Origin of the sequence: Micromonospora sp. WMMD1120, assembly GCF_029626235.1 — a bacterium.
In the GTDB taxonomy this organism is placed as follows: Bacteria; Actinomycetota; Actinomycetes; order Mycobacteriales; family Micromonosporaceae; genus Micromonospora.
In genome coordinates, this window is the sequence record NZ_JARUBO010000005.1 from 2,612,799 (window position 1) to 2,637,776 (window position 24,978).

General features: G+C 71.6%; 20 protein-coding genes. 8 read left to right on the forward strand and 12 right to left on the reverse strand.

The annotated features are described in order from the left end of the window. Positions 1-7: 7 nt before the first annotated feature. The 10 genes from O7634_RS12355 to O7634_RS12400 are packed head-to-tail and all read right to left on the reverse strand — an operon-like array spanning position 8 to position 14,023. Positions 8-1,231 carry an MFS transporter gene (locus O7634_RS12355; protein ID WP_278150279.1) on the reverse strand — a complete coding sequence of 408 codons (1,224 nt, stop codon included), beginning with the start codon at positions 1,229-1,231 and terminating at the stop codon, positions 8-10. Next, a complete protein-coding gene (locus O7634_RS12360; RefSeq protein WP_278150280.1) occupies positions 1,228-2,445 on the reverse strand; it encodes a condensation domain-containing protein in 1,218 nt (405 codons plus the stop codon). The genes O7634_RS12355 and O7634_RS12360 overlap by 4 nt, the downstream gene beginning before the upstream one ends. Further along, positions 2,445-5,213 carry an amino acid adenylation domain-containing protein gene (locus O7634_RS12365; RefSeq protein ID WP_278150281.1) on the reverse strand — a complete coding sequence of 923 codons (2,769 nt, stop codon included), beginning with the start codon at positions 5,211-5,213 and terminating at the stop codon, positions 2,445-2,447. Before O7634_RS12365 ends, O7634_RS12360 begins: the two co-directional genes overlap by 1 nt. A gap of 15 nt (positions 5,214-5,228) precedes the next feature. Beyond that, a complete protein-coding gene (locus O7634_RS12370; protein WP_278150282.1) occupies positions 5,229-6,485 on the reverse strand; it encodes an aspartate aminotransferase family protein in 1,257 nt (418 codons plus the stop codon). Continuing rightward, complete coding sequence (locus O7634_RS12375; protein WP_278150283.1) at positions 6,482-7,456, reverse strand: LLM class flavin-dependent oxidoreductase; 975 nt, start codon at positions 7,454-7,456, stop codon at positions 6,482-6,484. Before O7634_RS12375 ends, O7634_RS12370 begins: the two co-directional genes overlap by 4 nt. Next, positions 7,449-10,571: an amino acid adenylation domain-containing protein gene (locus O7634_RS12380; protein ID WP_278150284.1), complete on the reverse strand. Its 3,123-nt coding sequence runs from the start codon at positions 10,569-10,571 to the stop codon at positions 7,449-7,451. The genes O7634_RS12375 and O7634_RS12380 overlap by 8 nt, the downstream gene beginning before the upstream one ends. After that, on the reverse strand, positions 10,568-10,885 hold the full coding sequence (locus O7634_RS12385; protein ID WP_278150285.1) for a hypothetical protein: 318 nt from the start codon (positions 10,883-10,885) through the stop codon (positions 10,568-10,570). The genes O7634_RS12380 and O7634_RS12385 overlap by 4 nt, the downstream gene beginning before the upstream one ends. Before the next feature lie 25 nt (positions 10,886-10,910). After that, positions 10,911-11,591 carry a 2OG-Fe dioxygenase family protein gene (locus O7634_RS12390; protein WP_278150286.1) on the reverse strand — a complete coding sequence of 227 codons (681 nt, stop codon included), beginning with the start codon at positions 11,589-11,591 and terminating at the stop codon, positions 10,911-10,913. Positions 11,592-11,626: 35 nt separating this feature from the next. Continuing rightward, positions 11,627-12,685 (reverse strand): iron-containing redox enzyme family protein, encoded by a 1,059-nt coding sequence (locus O7634_RS12395; protein WP_278150287.1) that lies wholly within the window; start codon positions 12,683-12,685, stop codon positions 11,627-11,629. A gap of 45 nt (positions 12,686-12,730) precedes the next feature. Then, positions 12,731-14,023 (reverse strand): lysine 2,3-aminomutase, encoded by a 1,293-nt coding sequence (locus O7634_RS12400; protein WP_278150288.1) that lies wholly within the window; start codon positions 14,021-14,023, stop codon positions 12,731-12,733. A gap of 215 nt (positions 14,024-14,238) precedes the next feature. On the opposite strand from O7634_RS12400, the gene O7634_RS12405 reads away from it, so the two are divergent. From O7634_RS12405 to O7634_RS12420, 4 genes are all read left to right on the forward strand, one after another. Continuing rightward, the gene (locus O7634_RS12405; protein WP_278150289.1) at positions 14,239-15,444 is read left to right on the forward strand and encodes an ATP-grasp domain-containing protein; all 1,206 of its coding nucleotides are present in this window, start codon (positions 14,239-14,241) and stop codon (positions 15,442-15,444) included. A 6-nt stretch (positions 15,445-15,450) separates the two neighbouring features. Next, positions 15,451-16,785 carry a crotonyl-CoA carboxylase/reductase gene (ccrA, locus tag O7634_RS12410; protein WP_278150290.1) on the forward strand — a complete coding sequence of 445 codons (1,335 nt, stop codon included), beginning with the start codon at positions 15,451-15,453 and terminating at the stop codon, positions 16,783-16,785. A gap of 25 nt (positions 16,786-16,810) precedes the next feature. Continuing rightward, complete coding sequence (locus O7634_RS12415; RefSeq protein WP_278150291.1) at positions 16,811-18,052, forward strand: ATP-grasp domain-containing protein; 1,242 nt, start codon at positions 16,811-16,813, stop codon at positions 18,050-18,052. Positions 18,053-18,285: 233 nt separating this feature from the next. Continuing rightward, complete coding sequence (locus O7634_RS12420; protein ID WP_278150292.1) at positions 18,286-18,633, forward strand: STAS domain-containing protein; 348 nt, start codon at positions 18,286-18,288, stop codon at positions 18,631-18,633. A 15-nt stretch (positions 18,634-18,648) separates the two neighbouring features. Here the strand turns inward: O7634_RS12420 and O7634_RS12425 are convergent, their stop codons facing one another. Then, a complete protein-coding gene (locus O7634_RS12425) occupies positions 18,649-19,383 on the reverse strand; it encodes a GAF and ANTAR domain-containing protein (RefSeq protein WP_278150293.1) in 735 nt (244 codons plus the stop codon). A 260-nt stretch (positions 19,384-19,643) separates the two neighbouring features. On the opposite strand from O7634_RS12425, the gene O7634_RS12430 reads away from it, so the two are divergent. From O7634_RS12430 to O7634_RS12445, 4 genes are all read left to right on the forward strand, one after another. Then, positions 19,644-20,519: an endonuclease/exonuclease/phosphatase family protein gene (locus O7634_RS12430; protein ID WP_278150294.1), complete on the forward strand. Its 876-nt coding sequence runs from the start codon at positions 19,644-19,646 to the stop codon at positions 20,517-20,519. A 109-nt stretch (positions 20,520-20,628) separates the two neighbouring features. Continuing rightward, on the forward strand, positions 20,629-21,162 hold the full coding sequence (locus O7634_RS12435) for a SigE family RNA polymerase sigma factor (RefSeq protein ID WP_278150295.1): 534 nt from the start codon (positions 20,629-20,631) through the stop codon (positions 21,160-21,162). Next, entirely contained in the window at positions 21,149-22,396 is a 1,248-nt protein-coding gene (locus O7634_RS12440) for a hypothetical protein (protein WP_278150296.1), read from the forward strand. Before O7634_RS12435 ends, O7634_RS12440 begins: the two co-directional genes overlap by 14 nt. Positions 22,397-22,630: 234 nt before the next feature. Beyond that, on the forward strand, positions 22,631-24,001 hold the full coding sequence (locus O7634_RS12445) for a glycoside hydrolase family 6 protein (RefSeq protein WP_278150297.1): 1,371 nt from the start codon (positions 22,631-22,633) through the stop codon (positions 23,999-24,001). A 110-nt stretch (positions 24,002-24,111) separates the two neighbouring features. Here O7634_RS12445 and O7634_RS12450 read toward each other — a convergent pair whose 3' ends face one another. Then, positions 24,112-24,942: a M23 family metallopeptidase gene (locus tag O7634_RS12450; protein WP_278150298.1), complete on the reverse strand. Its 831-nt coding sequence runs from the start codon at positions 24,940-24,942 to the stop codon at positions 24,112-24,114. Positions 24,943-24,978: the final 36 nt, after the last annotated feature.

Below are 24,978 nucleotides of genomic sequence, written 5' to 3' on the forward strand. Positions count from 1 at the left end.
CCGCGGGTCACCTCGACACCTCCTCGGTGGGCCGTGGGTCGGTGGGCGGCAGCGCCGGCGCGGGCGGCGTCGCCGGTCCGCGGATCGCCGCGGCGGTGAGGAAGACGACGACCATGGTGACGGCGAGGACCCACCAGTCGACGAAGAGCCCGAGCAGCGCGCCGACCGCGATGAAGGCGGTCTGCGCCAGGCTCAGCAGCGACTGCCCGGCGAGCGCGATCCGGCTCGCGGTGGCCGGGGTGCTGTAGTTCTGCAGCGCGCTGGTGTAGCCGATGCGTACCCAGGGCAGGCCCGCGCCGACGATGACGAACGCGCCGAGCACGGGATAGAGACCCGGCAGCAGGAGTACGGCGTAACCGACCCCGGCCAGCAGCAGGCCGATCCGGACCAGTCGGACCGGCTGCGTGATGCGCCGGAACGCGCCGATCCGCGTCGAGATGATCCCGGCCAGGGACTGGATGGTGACGAACACCGCGATGAAGCCGGCGGACCGGTGCAGCGAATGCTGGATCACCAGGAAGCCGAGCGTCTGCGCGAAACCCTGTGCGCCGTTGCCGAGGACGGCGAGCACGCTGACCCGGCGCAGGTTGCGGTCGGCCCAGATCAGGCCGTAGCTGCCCCAGCGCGGGCCGGGCAGCGCCGGCTCGGGCGGCACGTCGACGTCGGGACAGAGCAGGACCAGCACCGCGCCGACGACGAGCGTGCCGGTCACCACGAACACGACCAACCCGTTGCCGCCGGTCTCCAGCAGCCACACGCCCGCCACCGGCGCCACCAGGCGCAGGACCTGTTGCAGGGACTGGAACTCGGCGTTCACCGGAACCCGCAGCGGCTCCGCCACCTGCTCGCGCAGGTAGCCGACCAGGACCCCCGCGAAGATCGACCCGGCGAACGCGTACAGCGCCGCGAAGGGGTAGACCAGCCAGAACGGGACGTGCTCGGCCATCAGCAGCAGGAGCACGATGCCGCCGGCGGTCAGGTTGGACAGCGCCATCATCCAACGTGGCTGGTGCCGGGAGACGAACCGGCCCGCCGACGGCGCCAGGACCACGCCGACGAGGAACGCGAAGATGGTCATGGACGCGGCGGAGCTGTTGCCGGTGCGGTTCTCGGTCCACACGGCGAGCGAGAGCACCAGCGCCGTGTCGCCGAAGACGGTGAACGTCTGCGCCGCGAGCAGCCTCGACACCCCGGGTACGCGCAGCACGCCGCGCAGGCCGATGCCGCTCACGGCTCTCCCGTCGCGCTGGTCAGAACGTTCTCGTAGTAGCCGAGGAAGTCCCGGGCCCGCTGCCGGTCCCACGTCGACGGCGGGTAGATCAGGTGCACCCGGAGGCGGTCCCCGTGGTCGATCACCGACATCTCCAGGGCGTGGTGCAGCGGCAGGACCGGCAGGTCGAACGGGGTCACCTCGGCGTCACCGAGCCGCCGGAGCAGATTCGCGTGGAAGTCGGTCACCTGGAACAGCGCCGGAACCGGGCCGGTGGCCCGCAGCACCTCGGCGTACGGCACGTCCAGGTTGTCGTACGCGTCGAGCATCTGCTCGCGCACCCGCACCGTCAGCTCGGCGAAGGTCAGGTCGTCGTCGAGGCGTACGCGCACCGGGGCGGTGTTGATGAACAGGCCGAGCACCCGCTCCAGCTCCGGGCGCTGCCGCTGGGACACCGGGCACCCGACCACCACGTCACGCGCGCCACAGTAGACGCCGAGCAGACAGGCGAACCCGCCGAGCATCGTCGCGAACAGCGTGACCCGGTGCCGCAGGCCGTGCGCCACGAGCCTGTCGCGCAGGTCACCACCGATCTCCAGGATCTCGCGCTCGCCCCGGTGGTCGCTCGCCCGCGGCAGGTCCAGCGGGGGTGGCGGCGGGTGCAGCCGGTCGCGCCAGAACGCCAACTGCCTCTCCCGCCGCGCCGCGGTGAGCCGGCGCTGCCGCTCGGTGGCGAAGTCGGCGTACTGCGTCGGCAGCTCCGCGAGCGCGACGCCGTCGTACGCCGCCGCGATGTCGTCGCACAGCAGCGTCACCGACCAGCCGTCCGCGATCAGGTGGTGCATCGTGAGCAGCAGGATCTGCTCGTCCGGCGCGTACCGGATCAGCGCCGCGCGCCACAGCGGCCCGGCGGCCAGGTCGAACGTCTCCCCGGCCAGCTTCACCGCCAGCCGGGTGGCCGCGTCGTGGCCGTCGGCGCTGAACGTGCGCAGGTCGACTGGTGCCGCGTCCGCGACGGACTGCACCGGCGGAGGGCCGGGCTGGATGGTGGTGCGCAGCGTCTCGTGCCGGCGCGTCACCACCTCCAGCGCGCGGCGCAACCGCCCCTCGTCGAGGTCACCACCGACCACCATGGGCCGGGCGATCGTGTAGACCGGCTCGTCCGGGTTGAGCTGGGTGTGCAGCCACATCCCCTCCTGCCACGGCGCGAGCGGGGCGCTGCGGGCGACGGCCATCAGCCGCCCTCCCGGCTTGCCCGCACCGCGTCGGCCAGCGCCGCGACGGTCTGGTGGGTGAAGACGTCCCGGCCGGTCAGCTCGATGATGCCGGCGGCCCGCGCCAGCGCGACGAGCTTGAGCGCGCTGAGCGAGTCGCCGCCCAGCTCGAAGAAGTTGTCGTGCACTCCGACGCGGTCCTGCCGCAGCACCGTGCCGACCCGGTCGGCGAGCGCCTGCTCCAGGTCGGTGCGGGGCGCCACGTAGGCGGCGCGCCGGACCTCCCGGCCCCACTGTGGCTCGGGCAGCAGGAACCGGTCGACCTTTCCACTGCCGTTCAGCGGCAGCGCGTCGAGCACCGTGAACGCCGACGGCATCATGTACGACGGCAGGTGCCGGCGCACCGCCTCGCGCGCCTCGTCGACGGCCACCCGGCCGGCCAGCGGACTGTTCGTCGTGCCGCCGCGCGCGGTGGCGCGCACATGTCGCCACATGAGGGCCACGGCCCGCTCGGGGGAGGCTGCGAGGCAGACGTCGAAGGTCCCGCCGTCCGGCGCGACCCAGCTCACCTCGGTGTGCCGGCCCGCCGCGAGGACGTCGTCGAGCGCGGGAGCACGGCCGTCGCCATCCGGCCGGACCCGGGCGTTCGGCACCCCGGTGACGACCAGCTCGTCCGGCCGGTCCCGGCGCGCCAGGGCCAGACCGGACCAGTCCAGGGTGGCCGGTGGCTCGCCCTCGTCGTCCGTTGGGGCGCCGACGTCGAGCAGGACGTCGTACCGGAAGCGGGTCATCACGGTGTCGGTGGCGCCGGCCTTGGGTAGGACCCGGGCCCGGCGCAGCAGTGGATGGCGGACCGCGAGATCCACGAACCAGCCGGGGTCGACCCGGAGCTCGCCCGGCCGGTCGTCCGGCGCCACGGCCCGGTGCGGCACGTCGCCGACGAAGACCCGACCCCCGGCGGCGGCCGACTCCACCGCCCGGTTCAGCACCCGTTCCAGGTACGCGGCGTGCGGGAAGTGCTGCGCCACCGAGTTGAGGATGACCAGGTCGTACCCCTGACCGGCAGGTTCGGTGGCCTCCTGCTCGCGGACCTCGACGTGGGCCAGCGACGGGTCCTCGGCCAGGTGCCCCCGGAGACGCCCGACGACCTGACCGGCGATGTCGGTGCCGACGTACGCCGTGCTGTCCGGCGCGAGCCGCCACAGCAGCAGCCCGGTCCCGCAGCCGATGTCCAGCACCCGCCCGTACGGGCCGGGGCCGAGGCGGCGGAGTGTGTCCCGGACCCACTCGCGCATCGTCGCGGCCGGGTACGCCCAGCCGGAGATGTCGAACGCGACGTCGGCGGCGCTGTCGTCCGCCTCGTCGTACGAACGCCGTTGGGCGTCGACGTAGGCCCGCTCGCGCTCCGGGTCCGTGCTGTCCTCCGGCACCAGGTAGGCGGCGAGCCGCTGCTGACCCCGTGGGTCCGGGCGCGCCACGACGCACGCCTGGCGTACCGCTGCCGTCGCGGTCAGCACCGCCTCGATCTCGCCGGGCTCGACGCGTTGGCCGCGTACCTGCACCTGGTGGTCGACCCGGCCGGCGAACTCCAGCAGCCCGTCCGAGGTCCACCGGGCCAGGTCGCCGGTGCGGTACATCCGCTGCCCCGGCCGGAACGGGTCCGGCAGGAACCTCTCGGCGGTCAGCCCCGGCCGGCCCAGGTAGCCGGCCGCGACACCGGGGCCGGCCAGGTACAGCTCACCGGCCATGCCGGCCGGCACCGGCTGCAGGCGCGCGTCCAGCACGTAGCCGCGCATGTTCGGGATGGGCCGTCCGAGCGGGACGTCCGCCGGGACCTCGTCCCCGGCGCGCCGGGGATGGAGGAAGCTCCACCCGGTGCTCTCGGTGGCGCCGTAGGCGTTCCACAACACCCCGTCGTACGTGGTGAGCAGTGACCGCCAGTGGGCGGCGGACGCGCGTTCACCGCCGGTGATCAGGTGCCGTACGCCGGTGAGGTCCAGTTCGCCGGGGGACAGGCTGTTGAGCAGCGCCGGTGGCAGCCAGAGCCGGGTCACCCGGTGCCGCCGGATCTCCCGCGACAGCGAGCCGGCGTCCGGGAACCAGCCCGGCTCGGGGAGCACCAGGCGGGCCCCGGTCAGCAGCGTGGCCCAGAGTTCGTAGGTGAACACGTCGAACGCCGTCGAACAGGTCGACAGCACGGTGTCCGCCGGGGTCAGCGGGTCGATGCCGGACCGCAGGACGTACGAGAGCAGGTCCCGGTGCCGGACCAGGATGCCGCGGGGTGTCCCGGTGGAGCCGGAGGTGTAGACGACGTACGCCAGGTGCCCCGGACGGGTCCGCACCGGCGGCGCGGCGGGCCGGTCGTCGGAGTCGTCGTCCAGGTCGGGGGGGAGTGCGCGTGCGCCCGCGTCGCGGATCTGCTGCTCGGCCCGGTCGTCCGGGTGGGTGGGGTCGAGCGCGAGGTAGGCCGCGCCGGCCTTCCAGACCGCGAGCAGCGTGCGGACCAGGGCGGGGGAGCGGGCCATCCGGACCGCCACGACGTCGCCCGGCCCGACCCCGTCGGCCCGCAGGCGGCGCGCCAACCGGTCGGCCCGCCGGTCGAGGTCGGCGTACGTGACGCTCTCGTCGCCACACACGACGGCGACGGCCTCCGGGGTCGCGGCGGCCTGCCGCGTGAACGCCTCCGCCAGTGTGCGGTCGGTCGGGTACTGCTGGTCGGTGTCGTTCCAGTCGACGGTGACCCGCCGGGCCTCGTCCGGGGAGAGCAGGCTGATCTGTGACAGGCGCATCGGCGGCTCTCCCTGCTACCCGGCCAGCACCCGGGCCGTGACGGCCAGGCCCTCGTCCAACTCACCGTTGTCGATCACCAGGGGCGGCGCGACGATCAGGTTCGCGCCCTTGGCGATCACGAACACGCCGGCGTCGAGCAGCCGCTGGTGCCAGTGCCGCAGCCGGGGCGCCTCGGCGTCGGTGAGTTCCAGCGCGCCGAGCAGGCCGATCGACCGCGCCTCCGCTACCGCGTCGGCCCGGTCGGCGATGTCGTGCAGGGCGCGGCCGAGCACGTCACCGAGCTTGGCGGCCCGCTCCACCGCACCGGTCCGTTCGTACTCCTCCAACGCCGCCGACGCCGCCACCGCGGTGAGCGGGTGCCCGCTGAACGTGTGCCCGGAGCCGAACGGGGTGTCGTCGAAGCGGGCGGCGATCTCGGCGCTCACCGCCACCGCGGCGATCGGCGCCACGCCGGCGCTGAGCGCCTTGCCGACGGTCACCAGGTCGGGGCGGAGGTCCCAGTGCTCGAAGGCGAACCGGCGGCCGGTGCGGCCGAACCCGGTCAGCACCTCGTCGCAGATCAACAGGATGCCGTGCTCCCGGCACACCTCGGCGACACCGTCGAGGTAGCCGTCGGCGGGCACCAGCACCCCGCTGCCGCCCGGAACCGCCTCGACCACGGCCGCCGCGATCCCCCGTGGGGCGAGCGCCTCGACGGCCCACCGGAACGCCGCCACGTCGTCGCGTACCACGCCGGAGCCGGCCCGGAACGGAACGCTGTAGGTGGGCTCCTGCTCCCACAACCGACGCCGGTCGTCGTCGCTCGACATCGCGGCCGGCCCCTGGCTGCCGTGGTAGGAGCGGCCCCGATAGAGGATGTGCTGCCGGCCGGTCACCGCACGCGCGATCCGGATCGCGTCGTTGTTGGCCTCCGTTCCGCTGGTGCTGAGGAAGACCTTCGTGAGGTGGTCGGGCAGGAAGGCGGTGAGCCGTGCGCCGAGTTCCGCACGCTGGCGGGTGGCCGCCAGCGGCGTCACGTAACTCAGCTCGCGGCTCGCCTCGTACACCCGCCGGTGGATCGGCTCCAGCGAGTGGCCCAGGTTGGTGACCACCAGTTGGCTGGCGAAGTCGAGCACGCGCCGGCCATCCGCCGTGCGGAACGCTGACCCCTCGGCGCTGACGATCTCCAGCGGTTGGTAGCCGTCCTGCGCTACCCACTCGAACAGCGTGGTGGCCTTGCAGGCGGCGGCCACCGCGCCGGGTTCGGTCCCGACGTCCCAGGCCGCGCTCACCGGACGACCTCCAGGGCCGGCGAGCGCAGGGGTACGAGGCCCAGCACGCCGGCCAGGCGCTCGAAGCCCTCAAGTTGGTGCCCGCGTCCCTTGCGCGGGCGCACCGCCACGTTGATCTGGTCGGCGCCCGCGTCGACGTACGCGCCGATGAGGTCGCGCATCTGCTGCACGGAGCCGTGCAGCACGGCCGGCCGGCTCTGCTCGGCGTTGCGCCCGAACTGCTCCAACAGGTCGTCCTCGGTCCAGGCGAGACCGATGTTCACCGAGCAGGTGATCTCCGACACCGACCGGCCCCGCTTCTCGCAGTGCCCGGCGAGCACCGCCTTCTTGTGCCGGAACACCTCCGGGGCGACGAACGGGACGTTCCAGCCGTCCGCCTCGGCGGCGACGCGCAGGGTCAGCTGCTCCCCACCGCCGCCGATCCACAGTGGCAGCCGGCGCTGCACCGGCCGTGGCTCGCAGCGGGCCTCGTCGAGGCGGAAGAACTCGCCGCTGAAGGTCGCCGGGCCGGCGCCGTTGAGCAGGGCGTCCACGCAGCGCAGCGCCTCGTGCAACTGCTTGATCCGCTTCGGCCGGGACTCGTAGACCAGGCCGAACGCCTCGTACTCGCGGCGGTGCCAGCCCGCGCCGAGGCCGAGCGTGACCCGGCCGCCGGAAATGATGTCCATGGTGGCGGCGGCCTTCGCGAGGATCGCCGGATGCCGGTACGACGGCACGTAGACCAGACTGCCGCAGCGCACCCGCCGGGTGGTGGCGGCCAGCAGGGTGTGCATGGCCACCGACTCCAGGCATTCGGCGTCGGAGGTCCCGTTCGCCGCGTACAGGTGGTCGAAGACCGAGATCCAGTCGAAGCCGAGGTCCTCGACGAGCCGCCACACCTCCTGTAGCGCCTCGGGCGTGGTGTGCTGGAGCCCGGGATGCACCCCGAACGCGACCGCGGGAAACAGCACACTGCGCGAGTTCTCATCCATCGCGGGGTTCCACCTTCTCTTGCCGGAGCATCTCGGCCATCTCGGCCACGGTGCGGGCCCCGGCCATCTCGACCGGGATGCCCGCGAGGCGGTAGCGTCGCCGCACGTCCATGAGGACCCGCATGAGCAGCAGCGAATGGCCGCCGAGGTCGGTGAAGCTCTGGTTGCGACCCACCTGCGACACGTTCAGCGTGCTGGCCCACAACTGCGCCAGCTCGGTCTCCAGGCCGGGACGTGGCGGGTCGAGCGCGGCGTCGGTCTGGTCCGGGCGTCGCGTGGGTGTCGGCAACGCGGACCGGTCGAGCTTGCCGCGGGCGGTGCGCGGTATCTCGTCCAGGACGGTGAGGCTGTCCGGGATCATGTAGTCGGGCAGCCGGTCCACCAGCCGTTTGCGTACGTCGTCGAGCCAGTCCCCGGACACGCCGTCGACCGGCACGACGTACGCGGCGAGACGGCGGTCGCCCGGCTTGTCCTCGCGCACCACGACGCACGCGCCGCGCACCAGCGGCGACTCGGCCAGCGCGTACTCGATCTCGCCCAGCTCGATGCGGTGTCCGCGGACCTTCACCTGGTCGTCCACCCGACCGACGAAGTCGAGCAGCCCGTCGGCCTGCCACCGGACCAGGTCGCCGGTGCGGTAGACCCGCTCGCCCGGCCGGAACCGGTCGGGAAGGAACCTCTGCTCGGTCAGCTCCGGCCGGTTGAGGTAGCCGCGCGCCACACCGGGTCCGCCCAGGTACAGCTCGCCGGTCGCGCCGGTCGGCACCGGCTCCTGCCGCTCGTCCAGCACGTACGCGCGGACGTTCGGCAGCGGACGCCCGATGGGCACCGAGACGGTGTAGCCGGCGTCGCGGGGGATCGGGTGGGTGGTGGCCTTGACCGAACACTCGGTCGGCCCGTAGATGTTCACCAGGCGCAGCCGGTCCGACTGCGCGTACGCCTTGGCGGTGTGCGCGGGGGAGACCGGCTCTCCGCCGACCGCGATGGTGACGTCGCCGAACTCGGTGAACAGCTCGATCTGCGCCATCTCGTTGAAGAACGACGACGCCATCCACATGGCGTTCACGCCGTGGTCGCGGACGGCGGCCCGGACGGCCGGCACCACCGGCCCGTCGCCGGCCAGCACCGTGGCTCCGCCGTGGGTGAGCGCGGCCCAGATCTCGTACGTCTGGGCGTCGAAGGAGATCGGTGAGTAGTGCAGGGTGCGCAGCCCCGGCCCCCAGGTGATGCCGTTGATCCGGTGCAGGTAACGGGCCAGGTTGCGGTGTTCGAGCAGGACGCCCTTCGGCCGGCCGGTGGAGCCGGACGTGTAGAGCACCTGGGCCACGTGCTCCGGTCGGGCCGCGACAGCGGGCGCCGTCGTCGGGTGGTGGTCGTACGCCCAGGCGGTCAGGTCCACCAGGTGGGTCGCGGCGACGTCCGGCCCGGTCGACGCGAGGGCGTCCTCGGTGAGCAGGACCCGCGCCCCGACGTCCTCCACCTCGTACCGGGCCCGGTCGCGGGGATGGTCGGGTTCCAGTGGCAGGTAGGCGCCGCCGGCCTTCCACACCGCGAGCATCGCCACGATCAGGCTCGGCGAGCGCCGCATGCGCACCGCCACCACGTCGCACACCTCGATGTCCAGGTGGTGGGCGAGCTGGTTGGCGCGACTGTCGAGTTCCGCGTACGTCAGGCGGTCGGCGCCGTGCACGACCGCGACCGCGTGCGGCCGGACGGCGGCCTGCCGGGCGACCAGCTCGGCGATGGTGAACCCGGTCGGGTAGGGCTCGTCGGTGGCGTTCCAGTCGACGGTCACCCGGCGGGTCTCCGCCGGCGTCAGCCACATCTCCGGCCGCATCGGCCCCGACTCGGTCACCAGCAGCCGGAGGAAGTACGCGACCCGCTCGACGAGGAGTTCCGCCTCGGCGCGGCTCGCCTGGTCCGCCGCCGACGACAGGAACACCTCGACCCGTTCGCCGGGCATGACGTGCACGGCGTGGGTGTAGTTCGACTTGCTGCCCTCCGGCAGCGCGCCGGCGCTCCGCCAGGAGGTCGGCGGGTCGGCCAGGAACGCCGGAAGCGGTGTCTGGAAGTTCTCCACGGCCACACCGGTGTCGAACAGCGACCGGTCCCGGCCGAGGGACCGCTGGATCTCCCACAGCGGCGCGGTGGCGTGCTCGCGGTCCTGCGACAGCTCCTGTTGCAGCGTCGCCAGCCACTCGGCCAGCGGTGTCTCACCCGGCATCGTCACGAGCACCGGCACCACCTGGGCCAGCAGACCGGCGACCTGGTCGCGGCCGGTCAGCTCGGCCGGTCGGCCCGCGGTGATCCCGCCGATGACGGCGGCCGGCGTGTCGCGTTCGGCGGCCACCCGGGCCAGCGCCACAGCGGCCACCGACAGGGTTCCGAGCGTGATGCGGGCCGACCGCAGCGCCGCCTGCACGGCACGTGAGTCGTCGTCCGGCAGCGTCGTGCGTACCTCGTGGTAGGCGCCGGTCGGGTGGCGCGTGGCCGGCGCTGCCGGGGTCGGCGGCGCGGGCAGGCCGCTCAGCCGGGCCTGCCAGTAGGCCAGGTCCCGGGCCGCCACCCGGTCGCGCAGGTGCCGGGACTCCTCGGCGACCTTCAGCCAGGACGGCGCGGGCCGCAGCCGCACCACGTCGTCGGCCAGCCGGGAGCTGACCACCGCGTCCAGCTCGCGCAGGATCAGCTCGACGCTCCAGCCGTCCAGCAGCGCGTGGTGGTACGTCCAGACGAGCAGCGCCCCGTCGCGCAGGCCGACGAGCGTGAACCGGGACTTCGGACCCGGCTGCCGGGCACCGCACCGAAGCCGGATCTCCTGCAACGCCGCGCGCAGCCGCTGCGGTTTCGCGACGGGGTCGATGGGGAGGTCGAGACGCTCCACCGGCGCGCCGTCGGCGTCCGAGGTCTGCGACCATCCGTCGCCGTCAGCGACGAAGCGCAGCCGCAGCGCCTCGTGCCGTGCGGTGGCGGCGTCCAGTGCCGCCTCGAGGTACGCGACGGCCTCCGGCGCGACGAGCCACTTGTGCTGGTTGACGTACAGGTCACTGACCGGGGAGGCCATGCATTCGAAGAGGATGCCCTGCTGCGCGGGGGTGAGCGGAACGGCGGCGGTCATGCGACGGCTTCCGATCCGCGCGGTTCGACGAGGGCCAGGACCTCGTACTGGTGGATCTCCGGTTGGTGGCCGAACCGTCGCACCATCTGCGCGATGAGGTCACTCTCCCGGAACGCCCGGGCCGCCGCCGCGTCCCGCCAGAGGAAGTGCGACCCGTAGCGGCCGGTCGCGACGTCGTGCACGAACGCCTTGAGCACCAGTCCCGGATAGTCGTCGTAGAACGCGGTCCGCGCGGTCGCCAGGGCCCGCAACTCCTCGACATCCGTGTCACCGACCCGGAAATACAGTGTCATCGCGACGTACGAATCGGTCATGGTCTCCCCCTCGTCGTCCGGTAGCTCAGCCCTCGGCGATGGCACGTTCCTCGAACTCCTCGCCGTACCACTTGTCGGACCAGGGCACCCAGGTCGCGATGAGGGTGTCGCGGTGACCCTCCTCGGCGATCGGCTCGATCTCCGAGACGTAATGGAACATCTCCCGGTCGGCGAAGACGACGCCCTGACCGGCCTCCAGGGTGCTGGTGTGGAACGGCGTGCCGTCGACCGACGGGCTCATCAGCGTCATCTCGGCGCCGGTGATGCCGTGCCTGCCGAAGACACCGATCAGCACGTAGTCGCGGCCGTCGGAGTGCGGCCCCTCGGGAACGACGACGCCCTCGACGTCCTTCTTCACCACGATCCGGAACTGGTGGACGTTCACCTGCCACTGCTGGTCGGTGTCGAGCGGGATCTCCTCGGCGCCAGCCCTGATGAACGGCGTGAAGTCGACCTCGATCGGCTGGTAGTAGCGTCGGATGCCGCCGGCCACCGGGTTGTACTTGGAGAACGTCACGTACGGCCGCAGCGGCAGTCGCTCGAACTCCCACCGGTCGTCGGCCCGGAACATCCGGAACTGCGCGAACCGGCGGTAGCGGTTGTCGCCCATGTACTCGTCGAACTTGAGATCGCCGTAGCTGTCGGCGACGTCCTGCGGGATCGGTGGCAGGTCGAAGATCGAGAATCGTTGCGCGTTGAGGGTCATGGGTGGTCACCGTCCTCGGGGAGAAGGGCTGGGCTTCAGCGACTCTGGCGTTTGCGGATCTCGGCCAGCAACGCGTCCAGGTAGCGGGCCGAGGAGTTGAGGCGGATCAGCGCGCCGGCCGCGATCTCACGTCCGGCCCGGGGGTTCGCCGAGACCAGCGGGGCGACGACGTTGTGGAACCAGCCGGCGGCGTGCACGGCGTCGATCCGGACGTGCAACTCGTGGTAGGCGAGGCCGCGCTCGGGCAGGCCGAGCCGCCGCCAGCCGGCGATGAACGGCTTGAACCGCTGCGGCACCAGATATTCGGTGACCCCGAAGTAGCCGACCGCGCGGTAGTAGTGGCGGCGACCCAGCGCCAGGCAGGAGGACAGGTTCGAGGAGATCCGCGCGTCCAGCAGGAGGTTGTCGCGGACGTACGCGTCGTCGACGCCGACGACGTCGAGGCTCCGCGCGAACAGCAGGGTGTGGACGTCCTCCGGACGTCCACCGCCCATCTCGTCCCAGTAGTTCGAGGCGATCTCCATCTTCTCCGGACCGGCCGTGCCGACCTGCATGAGCGCCAGGATGTCGTCGAAGCGGGGATCGAGGCTGGTCTCCTGCGCGAGGTAGAAGCGGAAGTCCTCGACGCTCGCCTCGTCGGACAGGTAGGTCTCGTACAGCTCGTGGTTGCGCGCCGGGTGCTGGGCGATGAGCCGCTTGAGCCAGGTCAGGTACTGGTTGCCGTTGACCGGGTAGCCGGTGATCTGCTCCTCGGGCACCTGACGCAGCTCGTCGGCGAGCATGGCCCGCTCGAACGTGCCGGCGATGTCGCGCAGCAGCGGCTGGTGGTCGGCGTCGGTGCGGTCGGGCTCGGGGACGCTGAAGTCCCGGTCGTAGATGACCAGCAGGGCGTCGTGCAGCTGCCGCAGCGCGTCCGGGTCGTGCTCGGTGTACGCCTGTCGGACCAGGGTCTGGCAGTGGCGCAGGATGTCCTGGCGCAGACCGAAGTCGGTGTTGATCTCCTCCCAGACGTCGGCGGGCTGGTCGGTCAACCACTCCAGATACGCGCGGTCGACCCGATCGGGGCGAACCGTGCGAACGTCGATGATTGTCATGACCTCTCTCCGGACATGGGTTGTCGTCCCTTTCGGCGGTAGCGGTCACTCGGCGAAGAACACGCGGTCGGACGGGCGGTACGGCTTCAGCTCGTCCCACCACTGCACGTGCGGGTCGAAGGTGGCGAAGAACGGCCGACCCACCAGGTCGGGCCGGCGTGCCTGGAGGAAGCGCAGGGCGAACGCCGGGCCGCGGTCGAGTTCGACACGGCCGTCGACGACCACCTTCCCCGGGGTCGCCGACATCACCGGCCCCCGGGCGGTGCGGCCCAACCCGGAGACTCCGGCCACCGCGTCGCGGTAGATCTGCCAGGCGCGTTCCAGTGGCAGGCCGAAGTACCTGCTCGCGCCGGTGTCGCGCTCCACGAACAGGTAGTAGGGCACGATCCCCAGTCGTACCTGGGCGCTCCACATCCGGCTCCACACCGACGCGTCGTCGTTCACGTGCCGCACCAGCGGCGCCTGCGAGCGCAGGACCACGCCGGTGTCGTGCAGCCGGCGCAGCGCCTCGCGTGCCGCGTCCGTCTCGAGTTCGCGGGGGTGCGACACGTGCAACATCAGCGCGACGTGCCGGCCGTCGTGCACGAGCCGGGCCAGCATCGCCAGCATGGCGTCGGCCTGCGGGCCGTCGAGGAAGCGGTACGGCCAGAACGACAGCGCCTTGGTGCCGATCCGGATGGTCGTGACGTGCGGTAGCTCGCCGTCGAGGAACGGCTGGAGGTAGCGCTCCAGCAGGGCGGTGTGCATCACCAGCGGGTCGCCGCCGGTGAGCAGCACGTCGGTGATCTCTGGGTGGGCCAGCAGGTACCGCGTCATCGCGCTCGCGCCGGAGGTCTCCTGACGCAGCTCCGGCTGCTGCACGAACTGGGCCCAACGGAAACAGTAGGCGCAGTAGGAGTGGCAGGTCTGACCGTGTCGGGGAAAGACCAGAAGCGTTTCTCGATATTTGTGCTGGAGGCCCCAGGAATCGAAATCGGAGGACTGCGGGATGTTTTTCGTCAACTGGTCCGAGGGGTGCGGGTTCAGTCTTTCCCTGATCGTTGCCACGATCGTCGCAACCTCCTCCCGGCTGCCTTTGTCGAGCGCCTGGCGAACGTTGTCGAAATCGTCGCTGGGCAACATGTCGCGATGCGGAAAGACCAGCCGGAAAATCGGGTCATCCGGGCCGCGGGACCAGTCGATCAGCTCGTCGACGACATACGAGTTGACCTTGAAGGGCAGCACCTGGGCCACCACGTGGACGTCCTCGGCGAGCCGTCGGTCACCCGTCCTGTGCAGCACCAATCGGCTGAGAGCGGCGCCGCTGACGGTGCCCAGGCGATGCGTTGGTCCGGTCATCGGCGCGCCCTCGAGGTGCCCTGGCAGCTCATGATTGCAGACCCCCAGCGCGATCATCATCGATACGTCCGAGAGCGAGTCTAAACATTTCCTCATCCGAAAGTCCAGGTTTCCAAAACGCTCGTGCAAACCCGTATCAAATTCTTTGATATGCCATGGTCGAAATTCGTGTGGCCGACCTAAAATGGCGCATCCCACGCGGGAGGTGGTCGTACGTGAACGTCCTGGTTCTCAATCGGTACTCGCTGGCGAACACGCCCTATCAGGCCTGGTTGGGAGAACCAGGCCCGATCGTCGTGGTGACCGACGACACGGTGACCGCCGGCGCGGACCTGAGCCGGTACGCCGAGGTCGTGCCGATCGCCGACTACGAGCACAACCCGATGGTCGAGCTGACCGCGCTGCGGCTGCACCAGCGGCACCGCTTCGACAGCGTCGTCGCGATGTCGGAGGCCGACGTGCTGCGCGCCGCGCGGCTGCGGGAGGCCATGGGCATCGGCGGGCAGGACGTCCGCAGCGCGGAGGCGTTCCGCGACAAGCTGGTGATGAAGCAGATCCTGGCCGCCGCGGGCATCCCGGTCGCGGCCTTCGCGGCGGCCCCCGACGCGACGGCCATCTACCGCTTCCTGCGCGACCACCCGTACCCGATCGTGGTGAAGCCGCGGCGCGGGCACGGGTCGATGGGCGTCGAGGTGATCCGGGACGACGACGCGCTCGACCGCTTCCTGGCGACCGAGCGGTCCCTGTGGACCGACGACGGAGCGCCGCTGCTGGTGGAGAGCTACGTGCCGCACGAGCACTACCACGTCGACGGTCTGGTGGTGGACGGCGTCACGCGCCTGATCTGGCCGTCCGCCATGAGCTCCTGCCTCGCCCACCTCGACGGCGTGGCGATGCGCAGCGTGCAGCTCGCTGCCGACGACCCGCTGCGCGCGCCACTCGCCGACCTCACCGAGCGGGTGCTGAGCGTGCTGCCCACGCCGGAGACGACGATCTTCCACGCCGAGGTCTTCCGCACCCCGGACGGCGAGCTGGTCTTCAACGAGATCGCCAGCCGGATCGGCGGCGGCAAGATCCACGCCGCGACCAAGCTCGCCTTCGGCCTCGACCTCGGTGCCGCGTACATCGGGGCGCTGACCGGCGGACCGGCGCCCGCGCCCCCGGCCGAGCCCGACCAGGCGGTCGGTTGGGTGTTGTTCCCGCCGGTCGAGGGCGTCCTGCTGGACGCGCCGGAGCGCTGTCCGGTGCCCGGCGTCGTCGACTACCGCCTGCACGCGAAGCCCGGCACCCGGATGGGGCGGTCGAGCTACAGCACGGAGGCCATCGCGACGGCCGTGCTGACGGGCCCCGACCAGGCGACGGTGCAGGACACGATCGACAGCACCGTCACCTGGTTCCACGACGAGATGAAGTTGGGGTAGGCAGTGATGGACGCGACCTTCGTCGAGACGGTGGAGAGCGCCGACAGCGGCGAGATCGAGGCGCTGCCGGTGCCGGAGCACTACCGCGCCGCAGTGCTCCGCCGGGAGGAACAGACCATCTTCGACGGGATTCCGGTGGCCGACCGGGACCCGGCGAAGACCATCCACATCGAAGAGGTGCCGACACCGGAGCCCGGCCCCGGCGAGGCGCTGATCGCCGTGATGGCCAGCTCGATCAACTACAACACGGTGTGGAGTGCGCTGTTCTCGCCGGTGCCCACGTTCGCCTTCCTCGACCGGTACGCCCGCACCGGAGGACTCGCGGCCCGACACAGTCTCCCGTACCACGTGATCGGCTCGGACCTGGCGGGCGTGGTGCTGCGCACCGGTCCCGGCGTACGACGGTGGCGTCCCGGCGACCGGGTGGTGGCCCACTGCCTCTCGGTGGAGCTGGAGGATCCGGAGGGCCACGACGACGCCATGCTCGACCCGCAGCAGCGGATCTGGGGCTTCGAGACCAACTACGGTGGGCTGGCCGAGCTGGCGCTCGTCAAGGCCAACCAGCTGATGCCCAAGGCCGCTCACCTGAGTTGGGCGGAGGCGGCCTCGCCCGGACTGGTCAACTCGACGGCGTACCGGCAGCTCGTGTCGACGAAGGGCGCGGACATGCGCCAGGGCGACAACATCCTGGTCTGGGGCGCGGCCGGCGGGCTCGGCTCGTACGCCACCCAGTACGCGCTGGCCGGCGGCGCCACCCCGATCTGCGTGGTCTCCAACGACCGGAAGGCCGAGATCTGCCGGGACATGGGCGCCGAGGCGATCATCGACCGCAGCGTGGACGACTACCGGTTCTGGCGCGACGACCGCACCCAGGACCCACGGGAGTGGCGACGCTTCGGCGCCCGGATCCGTGAGCTGACCGGTGGCGAGGACGTCGACATCGTCTTCGAGCATCCCGGCCGGGAGACCTTCGGCGCGTCCGTCTACGTGGCCCGCCGGGGCGGCACGATCGTCACCTGCGCCTCGACGAGCGGCTACGTCCACGAGTTCGACAACCGCTACCTCTGGATGCACCTGAAGCGCATCGTCGGCTCGCACTTCGCCAACTACCGGGAGGCGTGGCAGGCCAACCGGCTGATCGTCAGGGGGCGGATCCACCCCACGCTGTCCCGCAGCTACCCGCTGGCCGAGGTGGGCAGCGCGGTGGACGACGTGTTCCACAACCGGCACCACGGCAAGGTCGGGGTCCTCTGCCTGGCGCCGACGGAGGACAGCGGCGTCACCGACCCGTCGACCCGGTCGAGGCACGAGCATGCGATCAACCGATTCCGCCGCTTCTGAGCCGGCACGGACCGGAAGGAGCGTCGTGCCCGATCCGCTCCCCACGGTGGCGGTGTTCTACGACGCCGGGGCCGCCGGTCCGACGGAGATCGCCGCCGCCGCCGAGGGCCAGTGCCGGGTGCTGTTCGTCTGCGACTACGCCGCCGAGGAGCCCCGCCGCCAGCGGCGGATGATCGAGGCCGCCGGGCCGACGCTGGACATCACGGGCATCGATGACGCGTCGGTGGCGGGGCGGCTGCGCGCCGCCGGAGCCGCCGGGTTGGTCACCTTCAGCGAGCCACGCCTGGCGACGACGGCCTCGGTCGCCGCGCTGGCGGACCTCCCGTTCCACTCGCCGGAGACGACCCGCCGCTGCACCGACAAGGCGGCGCAGCGGGACGCCCTGGCGGCTGCCGGGCTCGACCACGTCCGCCACCAGGTGCTGGCCGGGCCCGACGAGTTGGTGATCGCGCTGGACAAGGTCGGCCTGCCCGCCGTCATCAAACCGGTGACCGGTGTCGGCAGCCGCAACACCACCCGGGTGGACACCCTCGCCGAGGGTCAGCGGGCGCTCACCGAGATCCGGGACGCCGGCTGGTCCGGGCCGGTGATCGTGGAGGAGCTTCTGGTTGGCGACCCGACGCGGGCCGGGGCCGGCTGGGGCGACTACGTGTCCGTCGAGGCGTTGGTGCGGGGCGACGAGATCCGGCCCGTCTGCGTGACCGGAAAGTTCCCGCTCGCCCCGCCGTTCCGCGAGAGCGGGGTGGTCATCCCGTCCACCCTGCCTCCCACCGCCCAGGCGCAGGCCGTGAAGCTGGCCGTCGCCGCCGTCCGCGCGCTCGGCATCCGGCACGGTGTCACGCACACCGAACTCAAGCTCACCGCCGCCGGGCCGCGCCTGATCGAGGTGAACGCCCGGGTCGGTGGGTACGTCCCGGAGCTGCTCCACCGGTCCACCGGGTTCCACCTGATCCGGGCGGCCCTGCACCTCGCGCTCGGGAGGCTTCCCGAGGTGCCCGCCCTCGACTTCCGTACTGTCGAGTTCGAGTACTTCCTGCAACCACCTGTCGAGGCCGAGACGCTGGTGGGACTGGCCGGGCTCCGTGACGCCCGCGCCATCGAGGGTGTCCTGCGCGTCGACCGTTGGCTGGACCCGGGCGAGCGCATCGACTGGCGCGACGGCACCAGGAGCCACGTGCTGGTCGCACATGGCTCGACGGCCAGTCACGCCGAGGCCCTGCGGGTCTGTGCCGCGATCCGCGACGCCGTCCGCCCGACGTACGCCTGATCAGGCCGTACGCCGTCCCGCCGTACCTGATCGCCGACGTCTGGCTGTGCGATGACCGCCCGACTGGCGTAGGTTCGTTCTGGGTCAAGACATGCGCCCTCCCGCTCCACGGCGACACCGGCCGGGAGCTTTCGACCCGTTGGTGGGAGGCGTCCATGTCGCAACAGTTGCCCAGGTTCGGGTGCCACCGCGTCCCGACCGCGTCGGGCGCTCGCCGCCCGGATCAGCCGATCATGTGGCTGAGCTGCGAGAACAGCGCGGCGCTGCTGCGCGTCGAGGTAGCCGGTGAGATCGACATGAGTAACGCGCACCTGCTCGTCGAGCTGCTGGAGAGCCCGGCGGTGGCGGCGGTGCCGCTGGTGACCGTGGACCTCTCCATGGTCACCTTCTTCGGCGCGTCCGGCGTCGACGCGTTGGTGCGGATGCGGGCACTGTTGAGCGAGCGGGGTGGCGGACTGACCCTGCGCGATCCTGCGCCGATCGTCCGCCGCGTGCTCGAGCTGACCGGCACCCTCGCCCTCTTCGGGATTCCGTCGGCGGTACGCCAGGGTGGCGTGCCGACCGTACCCGTGGCGTGGTGACCGTCCGGGCGGCGGTCAGGCCCGGGGCGTCCGGGCCGCGCGGTCGACGAGGGCCTGGGCGACGTCGCGGACCTTGCGGTTGGAGTCCTGGGACACCCTGGCGAGGATGGCGAACGCCCGGTCGGGGGTGCAGCGGCGTTCGGCCATGAGGATGCCCTTGGCCTGCTCGATGACGGCGCGGGTGGCCATCGCGTCCTGCATCTGCCGGGCGAGGGTGGCGGTGCTGTCGTAGAGGTGGGCGTTGGCCAGGGCGACGGCGGCGTACGCGGCGAAGGTCTGTAGCACGCCGATCGTGTCGTGGTCGTCGAGGGCGTGCGGGGTTCGGGCATAGACGTTGAGCGCGCCGACGACCGCGTCCTGGATGGGCAGGCCGATCGAGGCCGAGCTGCGCACGCCGGCCCGCACCCCGCCCGCGGCCCAGTCCGGCCAGCGATCCTCGATGGCGAGGTCGGGCACCGACACCACGTCACCGCTCCTGGAGGCGTCCAGGCAGGGGCCGCGCCCCTGGGTGTACTGCCGCTCGTCCAACTCGCGGGCCAGGTCGTCGGTGAACACCGCCGTGTGCCCGGCGTCGCCGCGCAGCAGGGTGACGGACACCTCGACCTCGGTGGGCAGCACCCGCCTGGCCAGTTCCGCGACGCGTCGTAGCACCTCGTCGAGGTTGGTCTCACCGAGCTTGATGCGGGCCAGCTCGGCGAAGGCGTCGCGGGGGTCCGTCGGGCCGGTAGGGCCGGTCGGTGCATGGGTCATCGCGCCAGATCCTCCCTGATCGGCGCACCCGCCGCAGTATGCCGGACCGAGGTAGGCGCGACTGCGGGCTACCGGGATCGACGCTACCCGGAGCCGCGCCGCGCAAACCCGCAGTGACGGGCGTCGCACCTCCGACGTGGGTGGCCGCGCGAACCGGCGCCCCACCCGGTTGTTACCCCGCTGTTCGGTGGCATGTCGACTGTGGTCGATAGGGTGCGGTGGCCGCCGCCGAGAGCGGACACGTGCGAGGGAGAGAGTCGATGCGTAGGACAACGCTCTGGTCGGCCCGGGCCCTGGGCGCTCTGGTGGGTGCTGTAGCGCTGGTGGCGGCCCTGCTGCCCGGCACGCCGGCGGTCGCCGCGACGGTGCCGTTCCGGGCGGCGACGCTGAACATCTACTACGGGCTGAGCCAGGCCGACTTCGCCCACGACCTGAACCTGATCGCCGCCACGGCGGACCTCGTCGGTCTCAACGAGGTCGGCAACCGCAAGGCCTACCTGGAGAGCTGGGCCGCCGACAACGGCTGGTGGTTGTACGCCCCGGGCGGCACCAACCAGGCCGGCGAGGCGCTGATCGCCAGGAAGAGCGTCTTCGACGTACTCGATCGGGGTTCGGTCTTCGTGTGTGACACCAACGGTCCGGGCGAGGTGCCGCCCGCGCGGTACAACAACTGGGTCAAATACCGGCACAAGGCCAGCGGTCGCAACGTCACCCAGATCAACGCCCACGCGGTGGCGGGCATCGAGGACGCGGGCCGGCCCGAGGACCTGCCGCGCACCAGGTGCGCCGAGGCGCAGTTCCAGGGTCTCAAGGACCTGGCGGTCGCCAAGCAGGCCGAGGGGCAGGTCATCGTCAGCGGCGACCTCAACGTCGACTTCAGCGCCGACCGCAACCACGGGTACGCGAAGTTCCCGTGGCAGGTCTTCGAGGCCAACGAGCTGCCGAACCTGCGCTCGGTCTACAACCTGTACGGCGAGCAGGGCGCCGGGACGCACGGCAACCGGCACATCGACTACATCTACTTCTGGAAGCGGCTCCCGCAGTACCAGCTCCTCTGGATGACCGGCTACGAGATCGTCGGCGGCACCAGGTCCGACCACAACGGCGTGGTCGCGACGTTCTCCATCCAGACCTGACCATCGGTGCTGACCTGCTGATCCAGTAATCGGACAACTACTTGTCCGGCCCGTGCAACCTTCCGCCCCGGCGACTCCGTTCTACCTCCGTCACAAGGAGGCAGTCGACGTGCGAGCCGAAGATGAGCAGGCGTTTCGCGAGTTCGTGACGGCAGAGATGGCATCGCTGCGCAAGTTGGCGTACGTCACCTGCGGCGACTGGCACACGGCGGAGGACGCCGTGGCGAACGCGCTGGTCAAGCTCTATCCGCGCTGGCGGAAGCTGGATCGGCCCGATCTCTACGTCAAGACGATGGTCTACCGGGCCGCGATCGACGAGACCCGTCGGCCCTGGCGACGCGAGCGGGCCGCCGGGGATGCCATGCCCGAGGTGGTGGCGCGGGACCCGGCCGTGGCGGTCGACGAGCGGATGCGCCTGTGGGCGGCGCTCGACGCCGTGCCGGCCCGGCAGCGGGCCGCCGTCGTGCTGCGCCACTACCTGGGTCTGAGCCTGGAGGACACGGCCGACGTCCTCGACTGCACGGTGGGCACGGCCAAGAGCCAGGTCTTCCGTGGCCTGGCGAAGCTGCGCGAGGCACTCGCCGGCGAACGCATCAACCTGACCGCGAATCCGGTGGAGGAGTGGACAAATGCAGTTGCCTGAACTGGTGGACGCCGTGACCGCCGACGAGCCGCCGCTGACCCGTTCCATCGACGACATCGTCACCGCTGGTCGGCGGGCCGAGCGGCGTCGCCGGATGGGGTTCGCGTCGGCCGGCGCGGCCGGTCTGGTCGTGGTCGCCGTCGCCGGCGCGTTCGCGCTACCGGCTCTCGGCGTCGACCGGAACCCCGCGGGCACGCCGGCCCCGGCCGGCCCGGCGGCGTCCGGGCCACTCGATGCCGTGTGGCCCGCCGCGGCGCCGTTCATCTTCACCTTCCAGGGGTACGACGCCGGCACGCTGCACGTGCGGGACCCGATCGTCGCGTCCACCGGCTACCAGATCGCCCCGGTCTACTCCGACCGGCACACCTCGAAGGACAGGCCGGTCACCGAGGAGGAGGCAGCGGCGCCGGGTCGTGGCACCGAGCGGGACAAGAAGATGGCCGCCGCCGGGGGGAAGCCCTCGCTCTGGGCCTACCTGACCGTCTACCGACCAGGTGTCTTCGACCCCGCCGGAATCACCGACGGCACCGCCGTCACCGTCGCCGGGCGTCGGGCCGTGCGGGCGGCGCTGCCGACCGGTTTCGACCCGCGGCTTCCGACGGAGGCCGGCAACAAGCTGTTCGCCTGGGAGTACGCCGACAACGCCTGGGCGGCCGTCACGTCGTACTCCAGCGACGATGCCACCCCGAGCTTCGAGGACCTGGGCGGCCTGGTCGAGGGCCTGAAGCCCGGCAGGCCGACGCCGGCCCTGGTGCCGTTCAGGGTGGGTTACGTGCCCGACGGCTACCAGCCGTTGCAGATCGGCACGCACGCCATGCCCGGCCTGTTCGGCATCGCCACGGCCCGCGCCGGTGACTTCGGCGGTGCGACGTACGCCAGGCCGGCCCCGCCTCCCTCGGGCCTGACCGTTCCGTACGACGCGACCGAGGACGCCATCGCCGACGGGTTCCACATCTTCGTCACCCCCAGCACCAGCTCGAACCAGCCGCCGGAGCCCGGCGTGACGAGGTGCTACGACGGATCGGAGCGGCGCGACCCGAAGAGCTACCCCGACGACGGCGGCTTCTGCAACATCTGGAGCCGTGACGGCACCGTCGTGCTGCAGGTCAGCGCCGCGGGCCTCGGCAACCGCCTGCCGCAGGCCGAGCTGGAGAGGGTCGCCCGGAGCATCACGGTCGCCGACGTCCGGAACGAGTCGACCTGGACTCCCGCCGAAGAGGCCCTCCACCCGTAACCTCCACACAACCCACGGCGGAGTCGGGCCGGCTCCGCCGCGCGCACCGGGCAACGGCGGTGGTCGCACCCGATTGGGTACGACCACCGCCGTTCCGTGTCTCCTGACCACGACCGCAGCTCCGAGAGTATCGACAAGTCTCCACGTCTTGGCAGCGGCCCGTGGCTCCGCTACCGTCCATGGGAACGCTCCCAAGCACTTGGAAACATCAATGTGATCAGGAGGCAACACGTCGTGGCTACCCTCTCCTCGCTTCGCCGCAGATCGGCGGCCATCGGCGCGGCGGCCGTCGCGGGCGCCGTCGCCGTCGGTGTCTGCCTCAGCGTCGGCACCGCCTCTGCCGGCACGGTGTCCGGGTCGCTCTACCGCGACCCGAGTTCGGCGGTCGTCAAATGGGTCGCCGCCAACCCCGGCGACTCCCGTGCCGCTGTCATCCGCGACAAGATCGCAAGCCAGCCGCAGGCCCGCTGGTTCGCCAACTTCAACCCGTCCACCGTGCAGGCCGAGGTCTCCGCGCACATCGGCGCCGCCAACGCGGCGCAGCAGATCCCGGTGCTGGCGGTGTACGAGATCACCAACCGGGACTGTGGCGGGGCCAGCGCGGGCGGGGCGCCGGACCTGAACCAGTACCAGACGTGGGTGTCCAACTTCGCCAGGGGGCTGGGCAACCAGACCGTCCTGATCATCCTGGAGACCGACTCGCTCGCCCTGCTGACCTGCCTGAGCAGCAGTGAGATCAACGCGCGTAACCAGGCGATCTCGACGGCCACCCGGACCATCAAGTCGGCCAACCCCAACGCCAAGGTGTACCTCGACGCCGGCCACTCCACCTGGAACAGCGCGGGTGAGACCGCCAACCGGCTCCGGGCGGCCGGCGTGCAGTACGCCGACGGCTTCTTCAGCAACGTGTCGAACTACAACTCCACCGCCAACGAGGCGAACTTCGGCCGGGCGGTCATCTCCGCCCTCAACGGCATGGGCCTCACCGGCAAGCGCCAGGTCATCGACACCAGCCGCAACGGCGGGGCCAGCGGCGACTGGTGCGGCGACGACAACACCGACCGGCGCATCGGGCAGTACCCGACGACGAACACCGGGGACGCCAACATCGACGCGTACCTCTGGGTGAAGCCGCCGGGCGAGGCGGACGGCTGCCGGTACACGGCCGGCTCGTTCCAGCCCGACCTGGCCTTCAGCCTGGCCAACGGCGCGCCCAACCCGCCGACGACCACGCCCCCGACGACCACGCCCCCGACGACCACGCCCCCGACGACCGAGCCCCCCACCACGCCGCCGACCACGCCGCCGGCCGGTGACGGCTGCTCCGCGTCGGTGGCGGTCAACCAGTGGGCCGGCGGCTTCACGGCGGACGTGACGGTCACCGCCGGTCAGTCGGCGATCAACGGCTGGACCGTGACCGTCGCGCTGCCCAGCGGCGCCTCGGTCACCGGCACCTGGAACGCCCAGGCCAGCGGCACCAGCGGCAACGTCCAGTTCAGGAACGTGAGCTACAACGGTCGTCTCGCCGGCCGGCAGTCGACGAACTTCGGCTTCCAGGGCACCGGCACCGGTCCGGGTGCCACGGCCACCTGCGTGACCGCCTGACCCCACCCGAGGGCGGGCCCGGCGCGGAGGAACGTTCTCCGCGCCGGGCCCGTCGCTGTCTTCGCCCTACCGACGGGCCGATCGGGCGCTCGCGGCCCCGTCCGCCCGGATCAACCGATGCCGTCGACCGCCGCCCGGAGCGCGTTGATCGACGGGTCCCAACTGAAGTTGAGGACCGGGATGCCGGATGCCGCGGCGTTGCTGTCGCCGCCGAGCACCACCGCGCGCGGCTTGGCGGTGCCCTGGGGGACCACCAGGTACCAGTTGCCCTTCACGTTCGCGATGAACACGTCGTCTACCTCCTGGTCGGGCGGATTCGGGTTGGCGACGTCCCCGACGTGGTTCTCGAAATCCACTGTCGCGCGGAAGTCCGTCGGGCTGCCGGTGTTCAGCCAGAGGCTGGTGTGCACATGGGGGCCGACGCCGTTGTCACTTCCGTTCGCCGAGGCGCCGGAGTACGCGATCGTCTGGCCGCGTGACACCCGTTGCCCCGTGGAGACGGCGATCGAGGACAGGTGCAGGTGCCGGGTGTAGTTGCCGTCGTCGTGCGCCATCCCCACGACGCGTCCCGTCGCGGTGGAGGTGTCGGTCTTCACGAGACGGATCGTGCCGTTCGCCGCGGCCAGGACGGGGGTTCCGGTCCCGACCGCGTAGTCGGTGCCCGGCTCGCCCGATGGGGGAGTCCGGTTTCGGTGGTCCGCCCAGGAGCTGGAGATCCGGGCGTTTCCGCACGGCCGCAGGTAGCTGCCAGCCGCCCGCGCGGAGCCCGGCAACAGGGCGAACGCGGCGGAGACGCCGGATGCCGCCAGCGCGGCGCCGGTGAGGAACCCCCGCCGGGAGAGCCCACGCAGGTAGGCGATGCCGTCGAGATCCTCGGGCGGCGGATCGTCGTGGCTGGCGGTCCGGCCAGGGACGGGGGGAGGCTCCTCGTTGAGGATCATCGATGCAATTTACGGCGACCTCCGGTGGAGGGCAAG